Origin of the sequence: Arthrobacter sp. StoSoilB19 (genome assembly GCF_019977275.1) — a bacterium.
Lineage (GTDB): Bacteria > Actinomycetota > Actinomycetes > Actinomycetales > Micrococcaceae > Arthrobacter.
The window spans coordinates 917,647-934,959 of the sequence record NZ_AP024650.1; the positions used below are offsets into that span (position 1 = coordinate 917,647).

Annotated in this window: 17 protein-coding genes; 8 read left to right on the top strand and 9 right to left on the bottom strand. The window is 64.5% G+C overall.

Going from position 1 to position 17,313, the window contains the following annotated elements:
• Positions 1–24: 24 nt before the first annotated feature.
• A complete protein-coding gene (locus LDO86_RS04305) occupies positions 25–789 on the top strand; it encodes a response regulator transcription factor (RefSeq protein ID WP_026265822.1) in 765 nt (254 codons plus the stop codon).
• On the opposite strand, the gene LDO86_RS04310 is transcribed toward LDO86_RS04305, so the two are convergent.
• Complete coding sequence (locus LDO86_RS04310) at positions 762–1,172, bottom strand: Hpt domain-containing protein (RefSeq protein ID WP_018769614.1); 411 nt, start codon at positions 1,170–1,172, stop codon at positions 762–764. The two genes, LDO86_RS04305 and LDO86_RS04310, sit on opposite strands and share 28 nt — an antisense overlap.
• A 330-nt stretch (positions 1,173–1,502) precedes the next feature.
• Here LDO86_RS04310 and LDO86_RS04315 point away from each other — a divergent pair, with 330 nt between their 5' ends.
• Complete coding sequence (locus tag LDO86_RS04315; protein WP_018769615.1) at positions 1,503–2,642, top strand: glycosyl hydrolase; 1,140 nt, start codon at positions 1,503–1,505, stop codon at positions 2,640–2,642.
• 129 nt (positions 2,643–2,771) lie between these two features.
• On the opposite strand, the gene LDO86_RS04320 is transcribed toward LDO86_RS04315, so the two are convergent.
• Both LDO86_RS04320 and LDO86_RS04325 read right to left on the bottom strand, forming a co-directional pair.
• Complete coding sequence (locus LDO86_RS04320) at positions 2,772–3,215, bottom strand: very short patch repair endonuclease (protein WP_018769616.1); 444 nt, start codon at positions 3,213–3,215, stop codon at positions 2,772–2,774.
• 19 nt (positions 3,216–3,234) lie between these two features.
• Positions 3,235–3,669 (bottom strand): pyridoxamine 5'-phosphate oxidase family protein, encoded by a 435-nt coding sequence (locus LDO86_RS04325; protein ID WP_026265824.1) that lies wholly within the window; start codon positions 3,667–3,669, stop codon positions 3,235–3,237.
• Between the two features lie 184 nt (positions 3,670–3,853).
• Here LDO86_RS04325 and LDO86_RS04330 point away from each other — a divergent pair, with 184 nt between their 5' ends.
• From LDO86_RS04330 to LDO86_RS04345, 4 genes are all read left to right on the top strand, one after another.
• The gene (locus LDO86_RS04330) at positions 3,854–5,581 is read left to right on the top strand and encodes an allantoin permease (RefSeq protein ID WP_018769618.1); all 1,728 of its coding nucleotides are present in this window, start codon (positions 3,854–3,856) and stop codon (positions 5,579–5,581) included.
• Positions 5,582–6,034: 453 nt separating this feature from the next.
• A complete protein-coding gene (locus LDO86_RS20180) occupies positions 6,035–6,448 on the top strand; it encodes a DUF6318 family protein (RefSeq protein ID WP_231377427.1) in 414 nt (137 codons plus the stop codon).
• A 161-nt stretch (positions 6,449–6,609) separates the two neighbouring features.
• The gene (locus LDO86_RS04340) at positions 6,610–7,398 is read left to right on the top strand and encodes a PKD domain-containing protein (protein WP_043424992.1); all 789 of its coding nucleotides are present in this window, start codon (positions 6,610–6,612) and stop codon (positions 7,396–7,398) included.
• A 120-nt stretch (positions 7,399–7,518) separates the two neighbouring features.
• Positions 7,519–8,589, top strand: coding sequence for an alkene reductase (locus tag LDO86_RS04345; RefSeq protein WP_018769620.1), 1,071 nt, complete (start codon positions 7,519–7,521; stop codon positions 8,587–8,589).
• 251 nt (positions 8,590–8,840) lie between these two features.
• Here LDO86_RS04345 and LDO86_RS04350 read toward each other — a convergent pair whose 3' ends face one another.
• Positions 8,841–9,158: a hypothetical protein gene (locus LDO86_RS04350; RefSeq protein ID WP_018769621.1), complete on the bottom strand. Its 318-nt coding sequence runs from the start codon at positions 9,156–9,158 to the stop codon at positions 8,841–8,843.
• A 137-nt stretch (positions 9,159–9,295) separates the two neighbouring features.
• On the opposite strand from LDO86_RS04350, the gene LDO86_RS04355 reads away from it, so the two are divergent.
• Together LDO86_RS04355 and LDO86_RS04360 are read left to right on the top strand one after the other, a co-directional pair.
• Positions 9,296–11,749, top strand: coding sequence for a Tex family protein (locus LDO86_RS04355; protein ID WP_018769622.1), 2,454 nt, complete (start codon positions 9,296–9,298; stop codon positions 11,747–11,749).
• A 46-nt stretch (positions 11,750–11,795) separates the two neighbouring features.
• Complete coding sequence (locus LDO86_RS04360; protein ID WP_018769623.1) at positions 11,796–12,116, top strand: hypothetical protein; 321 nt, start codon at positions 11,796–11,798, stop codon at positions 12,114–12,116.
• Between the two features lie 27 nt (positions 12,117–12,143).
• Here the strand turns inward: LDO86_RS04360 and LDO86_RS04365 are convergent, their stop codons facing one another.
• The 5 genes from LDO86_RS04365 to LDO86_RS04385 all read right to left on the bottom strand — a co-directional run bounded on the left by LDO86_RS04365 (position 12,144) and on the right by LDO86_RS04385 (position 17,230).
• The gene (locus tag LDO86_RS04365; protein WP_018769624.1) at positions 12,144–12,962 is read right to left on the bottom strand and encodes a DUF2071 domain-containing protein; all 819 of its coding nucleotides are present in this window, start codon (positions 12,960–12,962) and stop codon (positions 12,144–12,146) included.
• 233 nt (positions 12,963–13,195) lie between these two features.
• Entirely contained in the window at positions 13,196–14,905 is a 1,710-nt protein-coding gene (locus tag LDO86_RS04370; RefSeq protein WP_224084290.1) for an HNH endonuclease signature motif containing protein, read from the bottom strand.
• A gap of 75 nt (positions 14,906–14,980) precedes the next feature.
• The gene (locus tag LDO86_RS04375; RefSeq protein ID WP_018771399.1) at positions 14,981–15,376 is read right to left on the bottom strand and encodes a DUF1622 domain-containing protein; all 396 of its coding nucleotides are present in this window, start codon (positions 15,374–15,376) and stop codon (positions 14,981–14,983) included.
• 69 nt (positions 15,377–15,445) lie between these two features.
• A complete protein-coding gene (locus tag LDO86_RS04380) occupies positions 15,446–16,306 on the bottom strand; it encodes an SDR family oxidoreductase (RefSeq protein ID WP_026266095.1) in 861 nt (286 codons plus the stop codon).
• A 3-nt stretch (positions 16,307–16,309) separates the two neighbouring features.
• Positions 16,310–17,230, bottom strand: coding sequence for an MSMEG_6728 family protein (locus tag LDO86_RS04385; RefSeq protein ID WP_018771397.1), 921 nt, complete (start codon positions 17,228–17,230; stop codon positions 16,310–16,312).
• Positions 17,231–17,313 lie beyond the last annotated feature (83 nt).

Sequence of the window (17,313 nt, forward strand, 5' to 3'; positions counted from 1 at the left end):
TGACGTTGGCACTGAGGGGGCTCTATGAGTGAGGCACGTGTGGGTCTGGTCATCGAGGATGACCACGACATTCGGGAACTGGTTCGCACTGTGCTGACCCAGGCTGGATTCGACGTCTCGGTCGCCAGCGGCGGCGCGGAGGGCGTCCTGATGGCAAAGAGCCTGAATCCTGACGTCATCACCCTGGACCTGGGGTTGCCGGACATCGACGGATTCGAGGTGTCGCGGCAGATCCGCGAGTTTTCGGATGCCTACATCGTGATGCTCACGGCCCGCACCGAGGAACTGGACACCCTGATCGGGCTCGAGTCGGGTGCGGACGACTACCTCACCAAACCGTTCCGGCCTCGCGAATTGCGCGCCCGCGTCGCGGCCATGATGCGGCGGCCACGCTCCGTTCCCGACCCCGGCGAGGTAACGGTGGATGCTTCCCAAGACGGAACTGCCCACCCCGAGCGTGGAAACTTCAGCCACAACGGGCTGGAGCTCAGCTACGCGTCCCGCACGGTGGCCGTCGACGGCAAAGAGATGAACCTGACCCGCACGGAGTTCGAACTCCTGTACGCGCTCCTGGAAGCCGGCCGGACGGTCCGGACCAAGTCCGACCTGGTGCGCAGGCTTCGGGATGAGGATTACGACGTCGGCAGTTACATCAGCGAGGCCGACGAACGTTCCGTCGAGGTCCACATGGGAAACCTGCGCAAAAAGCTGGGCGACTCGCCGCAGCAGCCGCGGTGGCTGCAAACAGTCCGCGGAGTGGGTTACCGCTTGGCGCCCGGGCAGCACTGAGCCTGCAGCCGGTGCGTGGTTTGCCTGCTGCACTGGGTGATGGGCCGCAGGTACGCGGCTGCCAGCCTGGGCAATGCCACCGTCATGTCAGCGTGTCGCGCCTCGGCCCGGATCTCGTTCTCCAGTTCCAGGGCAAGCCCCGCCAGCCGCTCGGCTCCAACCATCTGGCTTGAGGTCTTCAAGCTGAGGACGGCATCCATCGATCCGTCGAGGTCTCCGGTGGTCAGGGCAAGCCGCAAACGGGCCAGCCGTTGTGGCAGGTACTCGATGAAGTTCCCCACGAAGACCCTGCTGTAGCCTTCTTCCTCCTCAAGCTCTTCCCGCAGCCGGTCCAGGACGGACTGGTCTACCAGCGGCCTGGGCGCATCATCTGAAGTGCTCATGACACTCCTTTCTGCTGGAATTGCTGACTCGGAAAACAGGGTGGTAATGCGGAGGTGCTTCGTCTTTTTTCAGGTTAGGACCGTTCCCTTTACCTTGCAGAAGACTCGGCAAGAATTGTGGTTTTCTTGATGGGAGTGCGGTTTGCTGCCCATAGGATCAAGGCCAGTGCTTTCCGCATTGACGTCAACAGCGGCCCAAAACCGCCTTCAATCTGGGGATAGATTGCCGTGTTCCGAACGCTCAGGACCTTATTTGCCGCGCTCTTAATCGTGGCTGGTTTGGCCGTGTCCATAATCCAGCCGGCCAGCGCAGCCACTTCACCTCAAGTTATGCTCAACCCGGCTTCCGGTCCGGCCGGTTCCGCGGTGACCGTTACCGGAACAGGGTTCAAGGTCTCCACTACCGGGACAGTGATTGTGGGTTCCACGACCTTCGCGTTCCAGACCACATCGACGGGTGCTTTCAGTACGGGGATCACCATTCCAGCGGCGTCAACCGGAAACCTCACCATCACTGCCAAGACCTCGTCCATCAAGGCTTCCGCGATTTTCGTGGTTCAGGCTGCCCCGGCTCCAGCACCAGCGCCCGCCCCGCAGCCGCCCACAGTCAGCACGGCTCCCTTGCGCTTCGGAGTGGCAACCGCCGGGGGAGCGCTGGCCGGCACCGAGCTTGACGAGGTGGCCACCCTGGCCGGGGAAAGTCCCTCGATGGTCATGATCTACAAGGATTTCCTGCAGTCTCCGCCAATCACCGAGATGGATGCGGTGCGCTCGCGGGGTGCCACGCCCCTGGTGACCTGGGAGCCGTGGGCTTGGGGCGGCGGGGTGGAACAGCCGGCCTATTCGCTTGACCGGGTGGCTGCCGGTGACTTCGACGCACATATCACCCAGTGGGGCCAGTCGCTGGCGGCCTGGGGCAAGCCGGTCATGCTGCGCTTTGCGCACGAGATGAACGGCAATTGGTATCCGTGGGCCGAGGGCGTCAACGGCAACCAGCCCGGAGACTATGTGGCCGCTTGGCGTCATGTGCACGACGTTGTCGCCGCGACGGGTGCCGCCAATGTCCAGTGGGTTTGGTCCCCGAACGTGCCCTACTGGGGCTCGACCGACCTGGCCGGCCTGTACCCGGGGGCAGGCTACGTGGACATCGTGGCGCTGGACGGCTACAACTGGGGCACGTCCCAAACCTGGAGCAGCTGGGTTTCCCCGATGGATCTCCTTGGCCCCGGCATCTCCCAGCTCCGCACCCTGGCACCCGGAAAACCCGTCCTGATCGCGGAGACAGCGTCCAGTGAGTTGGGTGGTTCCAAAGCCGCCTGGAACACGGACCTGGTGTCTTATCTGGCCGCGCAGCCGGACGTGATGGGCTTCGTCTGGTTCCATCTGCAGAAGGAAACGGACTGGCGCATCAACAGCAGTGACTCGTCCGCATCCGCCTTCAAGTCCGCCCTGTTGGCCCGGAGAAGCTAGGGGATAGGGAATAGCCGCTCCGAAACTGCCAGTGGCGTGCTGCCTGATCGCGGCAACCCGTTCATCCTGCCCCGCCAGGATCAAGGACAGTGCCGGCAGCGGCTAAAGATTTCCTCAAGAATTCCTGCGTCAGCCGCCGGCGTCCAGGAAGTTCACCAACTGGGTTTCGAGGGCTGAACGGTCCTTCAGCTCGCACTCCCAGACTGTCAGCACTTCCCAGCCGGCGTCTTCCAACTGCCGGCGCTGACCTTCGTCGCGCTCTCGCGTCCGGGTGCGTTTGGCGGCCCAGAACTCGGCGTTGGCTTTCGGAGCGTGCAGGCCCACCCTGCAGTCATGGAAATGCCAGAAGCAGCCGTTGACGAAGATCACCTTGTGCCGGGCGGCGAAGACGAGATCCGGATTTCCCGGCAGTTTGGTGCCGCCGGACCTGCCGTGCAGGCGGTACCGATAGCCCTTGGCGTGCAGCAACCTGCGGACGAGAAGCTCGGGTTTGGTGTTCTTGCCGCGGATCCGGGACATGTTCCAGCTGCGCTGCTCGGGGGTGAGCTTGTCTGCAGTGGACCTGTCCGCCATCCTTCCAGTCTAGGAGCGGTTAGATCTCCCGTTCCGGCTGTTCGCCGAACACGAAGTGCCGGCCACTGACGGACTTCGGTTCGATCTCCACGTAGAAGTCCTTGAGTGTTGGAACCCAGGTCTTCAGGCCAAGCTCCTCAATGGCTGCGAGCTCATCCGAATTGCTGAGCACACGCGCTGTGCCCCTCAGGACAACCGACCAGGCCTCCTGCGAGAGGATGCCGTCGGTCTCGAACAGCACCTGGGCGTTGATGGTCAGTTGCGCGAGTTTGTTTCCCGGCGCCGTGCGCAGGTAGACCTTCCGGTTTGAGGTCACGTAATTCACCGGGAAAATGTCCGGTTCCCCCGCAACAGAAACCACCAGCCGCCCGTGCTGCGTTGCCGCCAGCAGGCGCCAGGACTGCTCGTCATCGAGTTCCAGGACGGGATTGCCGTCCGCGTGTTCAAACATCATGCGGCCATTGTTCTACTCGCAGTAGAAATGCGCCAGAGGCTTTGTACCCATCTCCGCCTGTTTGTGACAGGTCCGTCAAGGCTTAACACTTCCGAAACAGGCTTGTGACCGGACTGTCTTTCCTGCTGGATAGCGTCGCACGCAGGGCCGTGATGGCTAAACGCAAACGAAAGCGACGCACCTAATGGGCAACGACACAGATACAACGCAATTACTGGAACCGGCGGCACCATCCGGTGCCGCCGTCGTCGGACATTCCCCGGCAACCCCGACGGCAGGCAACACTGCGGCGCTGAACGCCACCAAGGAAAGCCTGGAGGACTACACGCTGCGGTTCGCGCCGCGCTCCTACCGCAAGTGGAGTGCAGGAGTGGTGGCAACGAGCGCGCTGGGCGGCATCGCCTACCTGGCGGACTTCTCGATCGGCGCGAACATCGGGATCTCGTACGGCACTGTCAACGCGATCCTGGGGATCCTGGTGGCAGCCGTCGTCATCTTCGCCACCGGATTCCCCTTGGCCTACTACGCGGCCCGGTACAACATCGACCTGGACCTGATCACCCGCGGTTCCGGCTTTGGCTACTACGGATCGGTGGTCACGAACGTTATTTTTGCGACCTTCACTTTCATCTTCTTTGCGCTGGAGGGCTCCATCATGGCGCAGGGCCTGGAGCTGGGGCTCGGCGTCCCGCAGTGGCTGGGGTATGCCGCCTCCACCGTGATCATCATCCCGCTGGTGATTTATGGGATGAACACCCTGGCCAAACTTCAAGTGTGGACCACTCCGCTGTGGCTGCTGCTGATGGTGGTTCCCGTGGGCTACCTGCTGATGTCCCATCCGGAGAGCATCGACAGCTTCTTCGCGTACACGGGTGCGTCCGGCGATGGCGGACCGAACCTGGCGTCCGTGATGCTCGCAGCCGGAGTGTGCCTGTCCCTGATGGCGCAGATCGCCGAGCAGATCGACTACCTCCGGTTCATGCCGCCGCGTACCGAGGCCAACAAGGGAGCCTGGTGGCGTGCGGTGATCCTTGCCGGTCCGGGCTGGGTGATCTTTGGGGCGATCAAGCAGATTGTGGGACTGTTTATCGCCATCTACCTGATCGCCACACTGGACCCCGCCGCCTCTGCCACGGCCAATGAGCCCGTGCACCAGTTCCTGGGCGTCTACCAGGAGATGATGCCGGCCTGGCTGGCCATGACGCTGGCCGTGGTGCTGGTGGTCATCTCGCAGATTAAGATCAACGTCACGAACGCTTATTCGGGCTCCCTGGCGTGGACCAACTCGTTCACGCGCATCACTAAGACGTACCCGGGCCGGATGGTGTTCGTCGTGGTGAACCTGCTGATTGCGCTGGTTCTGATGGAAGCGAACATGTTCGATTTCCTCAATACCATCCTCGGCTTCTACGCCAACTGCGCCATGGCCTGGGTGGTCACGGTGGCGTCCGATATCGCCATCAACAAGTACCTGCTGAAGATCTCGCCGAAGGTGCCGGAGTTCCGCCGCGGCATGCTGTACGCCGTGAACCCGGTGGGATTCGTGTCCATGCTGGTGTCCGCAGGAATTTCCATTGCCGTGTTCTTTGGTGCGTTCGGTGCCGCAATCCAGCCGTACTCGCCCACTTTCGCGGTTGGCCTGGCGCTGGTCCTGCCGCCGGTTCTCGCTGTGCTGACCCGCGGCAGGTTTTATCTTCGCCGCACCGAAGACGGCATTGATCTGCCCATGTTCGACGCCGATGGGAACCCGAGCGACGCCAAGCTCCTGTGCCACGTGACGGGGTTGGAATTCGAGCGGCCGGACATGGTGCGTTCCGCGCAGGACGCTCCCGACGGCGGTATCCAGTACGTTTCTTCGCTCGCCTTGTCGACGGACAAGACAGGGGAGTTGGTGCTCCCAGCCGGAAAATAGGCGCTTTAGTTCTGGCGGTCATTACAAAAAGGAAGCCGGTGCACGTGGTGTGCCGGCTTCCTTTATGACTTCTTCTGTCGCATTCCGGATGGTAGAAACGGAACCGGGTCCGCCTGTGGATAAGTTCGGTCGCCGAATTGTGACGTGGGCTACCCTTAACTCACTGTCCGGAGCAAGCCGTCTTGAAATTTACTGGGGGTACAGCGGCCCATGACATCACAGAACTTCTTTACGTCCCGCGCTGTGCGGTCCGGGGCAGCAGCCCTTGTTATTGGTCTTTCACTGGCTCTGTCCGGCTGCAATTCCGGGGGCTCTCCGGGGCCGGGCGGCACTTCGTCGCCCGTGGCGGCCGAGACGCCCACAGCCAGCACCACGCCGACTCCCACCCCCACACCCAGCGCCGTCTATAAGCCAGCCGACGCGTCCGGGCCCGCCCAAAACGTTCCCGTCCCCGTGTTGCCGGAAGTAGCCAAGACGGAAACGAAAGAAGGGGCAGAGGCATTTACTAAGTATTGGTTCTCCGTCCTGAGCTATGCATATGAGACGGGTGACACTGTTGCTCTATCGAAGCTTTCCAAAGCTGAATGCACCTTCTGTCGGGGTCTCGTTGACGATATCGAAGCTGCTTGGGCTGAAGGTAAGTGGATTTCTGGCGGCCAAATAGAAGTTCCGGTTGCTACCGCCAAGCCTTCCACCAACGGCTCTATGCAGGTGGTTCTACAAGTACTTCAGAAAGAACTGGCTATCCATAACCACGACGGAAGCCTCTATCAAGAGAAGACAGCCGCAACAAATGCGGGAAGCGTCGCGATGGTGAAGTTCGCCGACGCAGCATGGGTGGTCAACGACCTTGGGCTGACCCGATAGCCATGGCCTACCTAGGCAAGGCCCTCGCAGTCCTCGCCTGCTGTGTGGTGCTTTTGATTACGTCTTTTTTGACTGCCTATGCAGAAGACACTTCGGACTCGAAGCCACGGATCGGCGGGGGCTTTGTGAACACCGGAGTTCGCGTAGGGGCTGATAATTGGGTGCCTGACCCCGGTACTGGCGAATTTAGTCGTGCTGAACCTGGGACTGTAAGCACCGACCCCAACGAGTACAAGTACGAGCTCCAATGCCACCTCGGCGGAGGAGACTTTGACACCCCTTGCCTTGCCCGCCAGCTCGACTGCAAGGACCGGGAGGACGGTGCCAAGGGCATTCCGGTCGTGTGGTTGTCGCGGCCGCGGGGCGTGCCCGGCGCGGTTTGGGCGCATCACTCAGGACCCACCTGCCTTTACGACCCGAAGCCCGAGGACCTCCTGCCCCGGATCGCCGCCGATATCCAGCGCCAGTTCCAGAACCTGCCGGTCAACGCCGGGAAGGTTGTGGCGCAGCCCAGCCCCAATACCCTCCGGGGCGCGGAGACGAACTTTTACGCGGAAGCGATTGAACAGCAGTTCGACATCACCATGTTCGGCCAACAGGTACACGTGGTGGCGACACCCGTCCAATACACCTGGAACTACGGGGACGGCACGGTTTTCGGCCCCCAGCCGTCAATGGGCGGCGCCTTGCCGCAGGACAGGTGGGGCGAGAAGACCCGGACCAGCCACGCCTACGCATCCACCGGCGATTTCCAGGTGGTGCTGACAACCTCGTTCCAAGGCACCTATTCGGTGAACTCCGGTCCACCCCTTCCGATACCCGGCCAGGGCCAGTTCAGCGCGCCCCCGCAAGGGATCAGCGTCTGGCGCTCGCTCACCCGCAACTACGCCGACGACTGCAACGCCAATCCCCAGGGGCAGGGCTGTCCGGGTGCCGGAGCGCCACGGTAGGTTCAAAAGCAGGGCAGAACTGGCTGTGATCCCCATCGCACCAGCGAAAGTCCGGAATAGTTGCACGCGCCCCACAGTTGGCAAAGGCAGTACGTCTTCAGCCTTCGAAAGGAACTGCGCATGCTGTTTTCCCCACTCACCCTCGGCGAACTTGAACTTCCCAACCGGCTGGTGATGGCACCCCTGACCCGCCTCCGCGCCGGTCAGGAAGGCATCCCGGGCCCGCTCGTCGTCGAGCACTACCGCCAGCGCGCGTCCCTTGGCCTCATCGTCAGCGAGGGCACCTACCCCACCCCCGCAGGACAGGCCTATCCCGGCCAGCCGGGCATCGTCACCCAGGAGCAGGTTGCAGGGTGGAAAAAGGTTACGGATGCCGTCCACGCCGAAGGCGGGCGCATGTTCGCCCAGATCATGCACGGCGGCCGGGTTTCGCACCCTGACATCACCGGCGGTCTGCACATCGTCGCCCCCAGTGCCGTAGCGATTGACGGCGACGTCCGGACGCCGGCCGGCAAGAAGCCCTACCCGGTGCCGCAGGCACTGACCACCGACGAACTCCCCGTCGTCATCCAGGAGATCGTCAACGCCTCCCTGAACGCAATTGAGGCAGGGTTCGACGGTGTGGAACTGCACTCGGCCAACGGTTACCTCCTGCACGAGTTCCTAGCGCCGAATTCCAACATCCGGACCGACAGCTACGGCGGATCACCCGAGAACCGCGCCCGTTTTGTGATCGAAACGGTCAACGCAGTGGTTGCCGCCCTCGGCGCGAACCGGGTGGGCCTGCGCATTTCCCCGGAGCACAACGTCCAGGGCATTGCCGAGACCGACGCCGCGGATGTTCGTGCTACGTACGAAGTCCTCGTGGACAGCATTGCGCCGCTCAACCTCGCCTACCTGAGCATCCTGCACCACGAACCTGCCGGCGAACTTGTCCAGGACCTTCGCGTACGCTTCGGCGGCACCTTCCTGGTGAACACAGGCTTCGGCGTGGTCACCACCCGGGAAGAAGCCGTGAGCCTGGTGGCTGAGGGCCATGCGGACGCCGTGGTGGTGGGCCGCCCCGCGATCGCTAACCCGGACCTTGCCCGCCGCTGGAAGGAAAGCCTTCCGCTGAACGAGCCCGACGCCTCCACCTTCTACGCCGAAGGCGCCACCGGTTACACGGATTACCCGGCCTACCAGGGCTGAGCGGCTTACCAGGGCTGAGCGGCGGATCGGCCGAGTCGAACAAAACGACGACGGCGGCACCCATCATGGGTGCCGCCGTCGTTGGCTGTCTGGGGTGCTGGTCCCGGGCAGCAACACCGGAAGGTCATCCGACGACCTCACGGCTGAAGAATTATGTGGCCCGCCGGACTCCATCGGATGCCGGCGGTGATCAGATGCTACTCCAACGAATGGACTCTTACCAGAGCCAGTTTTGCCGCAAGGAAAAAGCGCTAGAGCACGGCTTCCCGGCCGGTCCCTTCCTTCATCACCAAGCGCCCGTCCTCGATGGACACCAGCACACTCTTGGGCCTGCCGCTGACCTTGGTGATGGCTTTCAGCCCACGGTTGGTGACCTCAACGCCCACCTGGGCACCCTTGGCCGGCAGCTCTACCGAGACCTCTGACGCGATGCCGAGAAGCGGATTCGTGGAAATCCCCACATCCCTGCGCACAGCCTTCCCGTTCACGGTCACGGTGACGTTCGCTTCGTCGAACCCGTCCTGAAACACAACCAGCAATTCCCGCATGGTGGCCTCTTCCTCGAGCATGGGTGCCAGTGATGGCTAGTCCACTACAGCACTTTGCGCGTCCCAGGGGAATACCTGCTTTTCCCTATGGCGCCTCAGCGAGTACGGCGGCGGTGAAGCCCCGCAGGCCGGTAAGGCAAGATGTTCTGGTGACCCAAATGCCAGGACCTTCCGCCGCTTCCGTCCGCCCCAGCGCATCAGGGGAGGACGAACTCTTTGCCCAGATCGCTGCTGAGCTGGGGGTCAAGGCCTGGCAAGTGAAGGCTGCAGTTGAATTGCTCGACGGCGGCTCGACAGTTCCGTTCATCGCCCGGTACCGCAAGGAAGCCACCGGGACGCTGGACGACACCCAACTCCGCGACCTCGACGAACGGCTCCGCTACCTCCGGGAGCTGGCGGACCGCCGTCGTGCCGTCCTCGACGCGATCGAAGCGCAAGGCCAGCTGACGCCGGAACTGCGCAAGGCAATCCTGGCGGCGGACACCAAGTCGCGGCTTGAGGACATCTACCTGCCGTTCAAGTCCAAACGGCGGACGAAGGCCCAGATCGCCCGGGAAGCAGGCCTGCAGCCGCTCGCGGACACACTCTTGAAGCGGCCGGACCTGGATCCCGACCGCGAGGCCGCGAAGTACCTCAACAGCGCGCATTCCGTTGATGACGCCGCCGCCGCGCTCGCAGGTGCACGCTCCATCCTGGTGGAAAGGGTGGCCCAGGATCCCGACCTCGCAGCAAATTTGCGGGACCGGCTGTGGGTCCAGGGCCGGATGGTGTCCCGCGTCAAGAAGGGCAAAGAGGCAGAAGGCCAGAAATTTGCGGACTACTTTGAGTTCGCCCAGGCGCCGGACAGGATGCCGTCCCACCGGGTCCTCGCGCTGTTCCGCGGGGAGAAGGACGGCATCCTTGAGCTGGACCTCGCCGAAGCCGATCCATCGGACGACGCCGCCCTCACCGCCGCCCGCGCCCGCTACGAGTCCGCCGTGGCCAGGTTCCTCGGGGTCGCCGACCGCGGCCGCCCCGCCGACGCCTGGCTGCTGCAGACCGCGCAGGTGGCATGGCGCTCGCGCGTGCTGTCCCGCCTCACCTCTGATCTCCGGGCAAGATTATTCGCGGCGGCGGAAGACGAAGCGGTCAGGGTGTTCGCAGCAAACCTCCGCGACGTCCTGCTGGCCGCCCCTGCTGGAAACCGCGCCACGCTGGGGCTGGATCCCGGACTGCGCACGGGCGTCAAGGTCGCAGTGGTGGACGGCACCGGCAAGGTGGTGGCCACAGACACGGTCTACCCGCACGCCCCGGCACGCAGGTGGGACGACGCCCTGGCCACCCTGGTGCGGTTGGCGCGGCAGCACGCCGTCGAACTCGTAGCCATCGGCAACGGCACGGCGTCCCGCGAGACGGACAAATTGGCTGCCGAACTGATCAAGCTCCTCCCGGACGTGGACCGGAAACCGCAGAAACTCGTGGTGTCCGAGGCTGGCGCGTCCGTCTACTCTGCTTCCGCGCTCGCCGCCGCGGAACTGCCGGGAATGGACGTTTCGCTCCGGGGCGCCGTTTCCATTGCCCGGCGGCTGCAGGATCCGCTGGCCGAACTCGTGAAGATCGACCCCAAATCCATCGGCGTGGGCCAGTACCAGCACGACGTGACGGCGTCGAAGCTGGACCGCAGCCTGGACGCCGTCGTGGAGGACTGCGTCAACGCCGTGGGTGTTGACGTCAACACCGCCTCGCCCGCGCTGCTGAGCCGGGTGGCCGGCGTCGGTCCTTTGCTGAGCGAAAACATTGTGGCCTACCGGAACGAGCACGGACCCTTCAACAAGCGCACCGACCTCAAGAAGGTACCGCGGCTGGGCGCGAAGGCCTTCGAACAGTGTGCCGGCTTCCTGAGGATCTCCGGAGGAGCCGAGCCGTTGGACGCGTCGAGCGTGCACCCGGAGGCATACGCCGTCGCGCGCAAGGTTTTGAAGGCCGCCGGCGCGGCCCCGGCGTCGTCCCTGGACCCACAGAAGTTCGTTGACGATACCTTCGGTCTGCCGACGGTCAGGGACATCCTGGCTGAGCTGGACAAACCGGGGCGCGACCCCCGGCCCGCCTTTGCCGCCGCCACCTTCTCGGAGGGGATCGAAAAGATCGCTGATCTGTTGCCGGGCATGATTCTCGAAGGAACCGTGACCAACGTTGCGGCGTTTGGTGCCTTCGTGGACATCGGAGTCCACCAGGACGGCCTGGTCCACGTCTCCGCCCTGGCCAACCGCTTTGTGTCCGATCCGCGCGAGGTGGTGAAGTCCGGTCAGGTGGTCAGGGTCAAGGTCCTGGAAGCTGATCCTGAGCGGAAGCGGATTTCGTTGACCCTAAGGCTCGACGACGAACCGGCCAGCGGCGGTGCAGGTTCCGGGCGGAGCGGCTCGGCGAAGCCCGGGGCAGGGAGACCGGGCGGGAACGACAACCGCCGGGGAGCGGGCGGCGGCAAGGGTGAGCGCAGCGGACGCCCGGACCGGCAACAGCCAGGGAAGCAGCCGTCAGGCAGGACCGCGGGTGGTGGCCGTCCCACTCCTGTAGCCCAGCCCGTCAACACGGCAATGGCGGAGGCGCTCAGGAAGGCCGGCCTGGGCAAGTAGTCCATCAGGGCTTTTGGCAGTGGCGGCTTTTCTGCAAGGGTGGAGTATGACCTATTTCCTGGAGTACACAGTTCCTGCCGCTCCCGGTGATGCCGAGTTCGAGTTCCCGCACGACGAGATCAACACCGGCACCACGGTTCCGCTGACCCAGACCGGCGCCGACGTGGTGCACACGCCCGAGCTCCCGGCCCGTACGGCAATTATCGGAGCTACCGTGCCCGAGGCGAAGCTCGAGGCTGAGCAGCTGATCACCCACAGCCGCGCCTCGGAGGCATCCTTGTACTTCGACCCGTCGAACTCCCTGCAGGCGGGGGTGGGCACGCTGGTGAGTACTTTCAGCGAAGGCCAGGGCTGGCAGGACGTCTAAAGGTTTGCATCAGCCGGATCGTGAGGTTTAGCCGGTGGCGCTGGCGCAGACCAGGCGTGGCCTGCCGAATCTGGTCCGGACTCCAGGCGAGTAGAGGACAGACTCGGGCGGCCCGCCCGCACTGATGCCGGCAGCTTTGATGAGTCCGTCGCTGAGCTGGTGGACATTAGCTCCGAACAGTGGCCACGCTTGGTGCGTGTTCGGTATGAAGGCCGTCCTTCCGAAGAAGTGCCCATGCATGCCGAACCTGGCGGTCAGAAAGACTGACAGGGGATCGCCGGCGGCGGCGCGGAGTCTGGGAACCACCGTGAAGTCGCTGCGTGCCGCCGCGCTGCCGAACCGGCGCACGGAGTAGCCCACAGGAAATTCATCAGTGATCGCGGCGGCCTCGACCTCGCTGTGGCCATGCTGGCGCCGGACGACGCTACTGCCGGGAAAAGGCGGCCTTTGCCGGATACGGGACCACACGTAGGGAATTCCCACCGCTCGCGTTGCCAGAACGACGGGCAGCCGGTTCGCATCCAGGCTCAGGAACACTACGCCGCGGGTCCCATTTGGTTCCCGCGAATACAGCCGAACGTTGACCTCGTTGAAGCTCCCCAGATAGGGAATGCCCGGCCCGCGTCCAAGTCCCGCCTGTTCCATGCGGAAACCGATCAGGCCCACCCACGAACTGCCGTCGAACACGTCCGGCCGGACGCCATCGGGCATGAAAGTTGCTGCCTCTTCCTCCGTGATGCGCCAGTGGAGGAAGACTGCGTCGAGCCACCGCTGGTCGGAGAATACCGGCGCAGGAAGTTCCGGTGGCCGCGGCCACACTGCCGGGGCACCCAAGTTTCCGGTCAAGGCCCATGTGCTCCTTCGATTGGCCCGGCTGAATAGGCTCGCTGGACTGATCTAGGCAGAGAAATTCAGCAACGTTCGCACTGATGTGCCCGTCATGCTTGAAGCCTAACTGAGGCTGCCGGTCCCCGGGTGGTGTTGTCGAAGGAAGGGCCGGGCCGGGCCGGAAGAGCCTGATGGCAAGGGGGGGTCCCGGCCGGGACTTCTGGGCAACCGTAGTGGCAAGGCCGTCTGGTTCATTCGTATTGGTGGGGTGGTGGTGGGGGTTTGAAGTAGTGGTTTTGTTGGGGTTTTTGGGTGGGGTCGAGGTGGGGTGGGGGGATGAAGGTTGGGGTGTGGTTGGTGGTGGTGATGGTCCATTGTTCTTTGTGGATGAGGTGGTGGTGGTGACTGCAGAGCAGGACGCCGTTGTTGGTGGTGGTGGGTCCGCCGTGTGACCAGTAGGTGATGTGGTGGGCTTCGCACCAGGGTGCGGGGATGGTGCAGTTGGGGAAGGCGCAGCCTTGGTCTCGGGTGGTGAGGGCGGTGCGTTGGGCTGGGGTGAAGAGGCGGGTTTTGCGGCCGAGGTCGAGGATTTCGCCGTTGGTGCCCAGGAGCGCGGGGATGATGTCGGCGTCGCAGGCGATTTTGCGCAGGGTGGTGGCGGCGACGGGGCCGGTGAACGCGAAAGCCCCTTTCCCTGTCCCTGTGCCTGTCTGTGTCCCTGGTGGTGCGGGTATTCCAGGCCGTTCTCCTGTCGCTGTTGCTGTGGTGTGGGTGGGGAAGAGGTCCCGGTAGTGGATGGTGGCGATGATTTGGGGTTTGTTGCCGCCGGTGGTGGGCAGGGTGTTGGTGGCGAGTGCGGTTTTGGTGGCGGTGATGATGCCGTCGAGTTGTTTTTGGGCGCGGGTGCGCCGGTCCAGGTCCGGCAGGTCGGGCGGGGCCGGCTGGGCAGGCAGGTCGGGCACGGCTGCTGTTTCGGCTGTTCGTCCGTGGTGTTCGGTGCCGGTGCCGGTGCTGGTGTTTGGGGTGGTGGTGCGGGGGTTGGTGGCGGTGTTCATGACGGTGAGGAGGTGTTCGTATTGGTCGGTGGTGGCGAAGATTTCGAGGTGGTGCAGGCCGTGGCGTGGTTTGCGGATGAAGGCGCCTTGGGTGTGGCGGAGGGCTTCTTCGGTGGGTTCGGTGCCGTCGGCGTCGATGGTGTCGGTCCAGCGTTGGGCCAGGCGGGTGAGGAAGTCGGGGTCGGTGGTGGTGGCTGCGGTGGTGAGGTGCTTTTCGATCCGGTACAGGGTGTGGGGGGTGGTGTGGTGTTGGAGCCGGTCCAGGGTGGAGTTGATGAGGGTCGCGGCGTGGGAGGACACGGCCGGTGCCTGGAGGCTCCCGGTGGGCGGTTGCGTGGTGGTCCCGTCAGTGGCGGGGTGGGGGGTTAGGGCGGTGGCGAGGTGGGGCCGGGTTGGTGGGAGTGGTTGGCCGGTGAGGCTGGTGCGGGGCAGGGTGTGCTGGGCGAGGGTGAGGCGGCGGCGTGCTTCGCGGATGGGGATGCGGAGCCTGAGGCGGAGGAACTCTGCGGTGTTGCGGCAGCCGTCATCGGCAGGGGAGGGCGGGGCCAGGGGTCTGCGGGCTGCTGTGGTCCTGGCCGCGGCCTGGGTGATGGCTTGGGTGCGGGTCCGGTCCACAGTCAGGGCTGAGATGAGTTGCAGATACTCCACGGTGCGGGCAAGGTTCTCGACCCGGGCGGCGTAATCGGCGGCCTCGATGTAGGTGGCGGTGGCCAGCACGCCCGGGGCGGCCAGGGCGGCGGTGGCGAGTTCTTCGGCAAGTGCCCCGAGGATGTCAGGGCCGGATCCCTCCCCGCCGGGGACGGCGCGAAGGCGGGCCGGACTCGTCCGCCGGCTGCCGGCGTCGTCAGCGTTCCCGCCGAACAACCCGCCGAACGACTCATCCAGCTGCTCCCCAATGGCCTCCATAACCCAACTCTGCCAGCCACCACCGACACTCAAGAGCCCCCAAAACCCCTATGTGGAAAACCCAACCCCGGGTGCTCAGCGTGGGGCGGCGGCGGAGCCGGTACGGGCCGCGGCCGGCTCCTTTTGCCAGGGCCAGCGCCCCGTGATTTCCAATTCCAGGGAGAAGCTGAGGAACGTCCTGATCAGCACGATGATGGCCAGCACCCCAACGCTGGCGAACGTGGGTGTGACGGCAACGGTGCGGATGATGTCGGCGGCGACGAGCAGTTCAAGGCCCAGCAGGATGGACCGGCCCAGCAACTGGCGGTAGGACCGGTAGAAACCCAGCTTCCCCGCCCCCGGTGGAAGCTGGTGCGGCTGATGGCCACGGATCGCCAGCGGGAGGGACACCACGGCCCCGATCACCATCACCGCGACTCCCGCAAAGTCGACAAGCTGCCCAACTGCCTCAATGACCTGCCGAAATTCCATGCCCCGCCTTAGCTCGGGCCAGGCATCCCGCGGCCAACCTGGCTGTAACCCATTGGACGGCGGCCTTCGTCACGGATGGCGGATGCCGTTCCCTGCTATGACGTCCCTGTACCCTTCCCGGAACGTGGGAAACGTGAAGGTGAACCCGGTGCTTCGGAGCAGGTGGTTACGGCAACGCTTGTTGCCTCCACGAGCGGGACCGGCGTCACCCACCCGGGGTTCTGGAAGCCCAAGTTCGGCTGCAAGGAACCGCAACACGGAACCCAGCTCGGCCGGCTCATCATCCACGCCGATATATGCCGGCGCGGGCGCAGCCTCCATGGTGGCAAGGTGCACAATGGCGGCCGCTGCATCGTCACGGTGGATCCGGTTGGTGTAGCGCACGTCCTCGGGAACCACGGCCGAGCCTGTCTTCACCTGGTCAATCAGCCGCGTCCGGTCCGGCCCGTAGATGCCTCCCAGCCTGAGCGCAATACCGGTGGTCCCGGTTCCCGCAAGCCTGTTGTGCAGGAGATCCTCGGCTTCCACCAGCACCCGTCCGGAGAAGCCGCCCGGATCCGGCGCCGTGGATTCGTCCACCCAGCCGCCACCCGCATCGCCGTAGACGGCCGTGGAGGAAACAAATAACACCCGGTCCGGGTGCACGCCGTCACGTTCGAGCGCATCCAGGACATGTGCCACACCACGTACATACGCCGTCCGGTATGCCTCTTCCGAGGGGGAATCGGCAGCGACGGCAATGACGACGGCGGTGGTGTCCGCAGGGACTGGCGGCAGTTTGGGCGAGCCCAGGTCCGCCGCAGCACCTTCAATGGCTGCCGGAAGCTTCGCAGGGGACCGGCGCCAGCCCACAACCCTGTGCCCCGACGCAGCGAACCTGAGCCCCGCTTCGGTACCCAGGTCGCCGCACCCTGCCAAAAGAATCGTCACGGCCTACGGCGCCTCAACCGGGAAGAACACGCGCGGATCCTGCAACAGCGCCGGGTACGCGAACGCGGAGCGGTCAATGATCTCCATGACCTCGAAATTCCTGCCAAAGCGGCCGTCATCGAGGGTGATGGGGCGCCCCACGACCTGTCCCACGGCGAACCTGGCTCCGTTCTCGAACGGAACCGCAACCGGCGTCTTCCCCGGGAGGGTCCGGAACGCCTCCTCCTGCGCCGCGCGCTTGCGGGTGGGCTTCTTCTCCTGAGGCTTCGGGGGCGCCTTCCTGGGCGCCCGTGACGGCCGGCGGGACCCGTCGTCCACGTAGACAGGGGAGTAACCGTCATCTCCGGCCGACATCGCGGCCGCGGCAGCAGCGCTCCGGTTCACCGGCGGAAGCGCAACGGTCCTGAGCGACTGGGGGTCGACGTCGTCATGCGGCTCCCGCAGGATCCAGAGAATGTCCCCCTCCGGTTCCTGCGGCAGGAATTCGTGCCGGGGTTCGGGCCAGACGTAGTCCATGTCCGGAATGGCGTCCGGGAAAACGGACGTGTAGAACTTCGGTTCCTTGTGCACCAGCTTGGAACGGTGGCTCAGGTGGAAGTCGGGGTCCCCGAGCCAGGGCGGCAGGATGATCTTGGCGGCGTAGTCCGGATGGGCAGCCTGCGGCGCAAACTCGGCGATGTTCGCCCGGGTGTTGTCCGGGTGGCCACGTTCGATCCATTCGTCCACCATCGCCAGCCCATACATGGTGAGGGCCGGCACGTGGCCCATCCACATGCGGATCGCGGGGTGGGTCTGCCAACCGTACCCGGGAATCACCAGGGCGCGGAGGGTCTGCAGCGCTTCAACCCGCTGCTTGCCCAGCCGTGCAGTGTCCAGGGCTTTGGCGCTTTGGCGGAAGTCAGGGTACGGGAGGAAGGTTTGCATCCATTCAGTCTGACGGTCCCCGGCGGAAGTGCCAATTGCTGTGCCAACGGCCACATCGCGGAGAGGTTAATGTCCAAATAGTG

What these genes read in the sequence shown, in the direction of transcription:
- LDO86_RS04305 (WP_026265822.1), top strand. Translation starts at nt 25, where the DNA reads ATGAGTGAGGCACGTGTGGGTCTGGTCATCGAGGATGACCACGACATT.
- LDO86_RS04310 (WP_018769614.1), bottom strand. Translation starts at nt 1,172, where the DNA reads ATGAGCACTTCAGATGATGCGCCCAGGCCGCTGGTAGACCAGTCCGTC.
- LDO86_RS04315 (WP_018769615.1), top strand. Translation starts at nt 1,503, where the DNA reads ATGCTCAACCCGGCTTCCGGTCCGGCCGGTTCCGCGGTGACCGTTACC.
- LDO86_RS04320 (WP_018769616.1), bottom strand. Translation starts at nt 3,215, where the DNA reads ATGGCGGACAGGTCCACTGCAGACAAGCTCACCCCCGAGCAGCGCAGC.
- LDO86_RS04325 (WP_026265824.1), bottom strand. Translation starts at nt 3,669, where the DNA reads ATGATGTTTGAACACGCGGACGGCAATCCCGTCCTGGAACTCGATGAC.
- LDO86_RS04330 (WP_018769618.1), top strand. Translation starts at nt 3,854, where the DNA reads ATGGGCAACGACACAGATACAACGCAATTACTGGAACCGGCGGCACCA.
- LDO86_RS04345 (WP_018769620.1), top strand. Translation starts at nt 7,519, where the DNA reads ATGCTGTTTTCCCCACTCACCCTCGGCGAACTTGAACTTCCCAACCGG.
- LDO86_RS04350 (WP_018769621.1), bottom strand. Translation starts at nt 9,158, where the DNA reads ATGCTCGAGGAAGAGGCCACCATGCGGGAATTGCTGGTTGTGTTTCAG.
- LDO86_RS04355 (WP_018769622.1), top strand. Translation starts at nt 9,296, where the DNA reads ATGCCAGGACCTTCCGCCGCTTCCGTCCGCCCCAGCGCATCAGGGGAG.
- LDO86_RS04360 (WP_018769623.1), top strand. Translation starts at nt 11,796, where the DNA reads ATGACCTATTTCCTGGAGTACACAGTTCCTGCCGCTCCCGGTGATGCC.
- LDO86_RS04370 (WP_224084290.1), bottom strand. Translation starts at nt 14,905, where the DNA reads ATGGAGGCCATTGGGGAGCAGCTGGATGAGTCGTTCGGCGGGTTGTTC.
- LDO86_RS04375 (WP_018771399.1), bottom strand. Translation starts at nt 15,376, where the DNA reads ATGGAATTTCGGCAGGTCATTGAGGCAGTTGGGCAGCTTGTCGACTTT.
- LDO86_RS04385 (WP_018771397.1), bottom strand. Translation starts at nt 17,230, where the DNA reads ATGCAAACCTTCCTCCCGTACCCTGACTTCCGCCAAAGCGCCAAAGCC.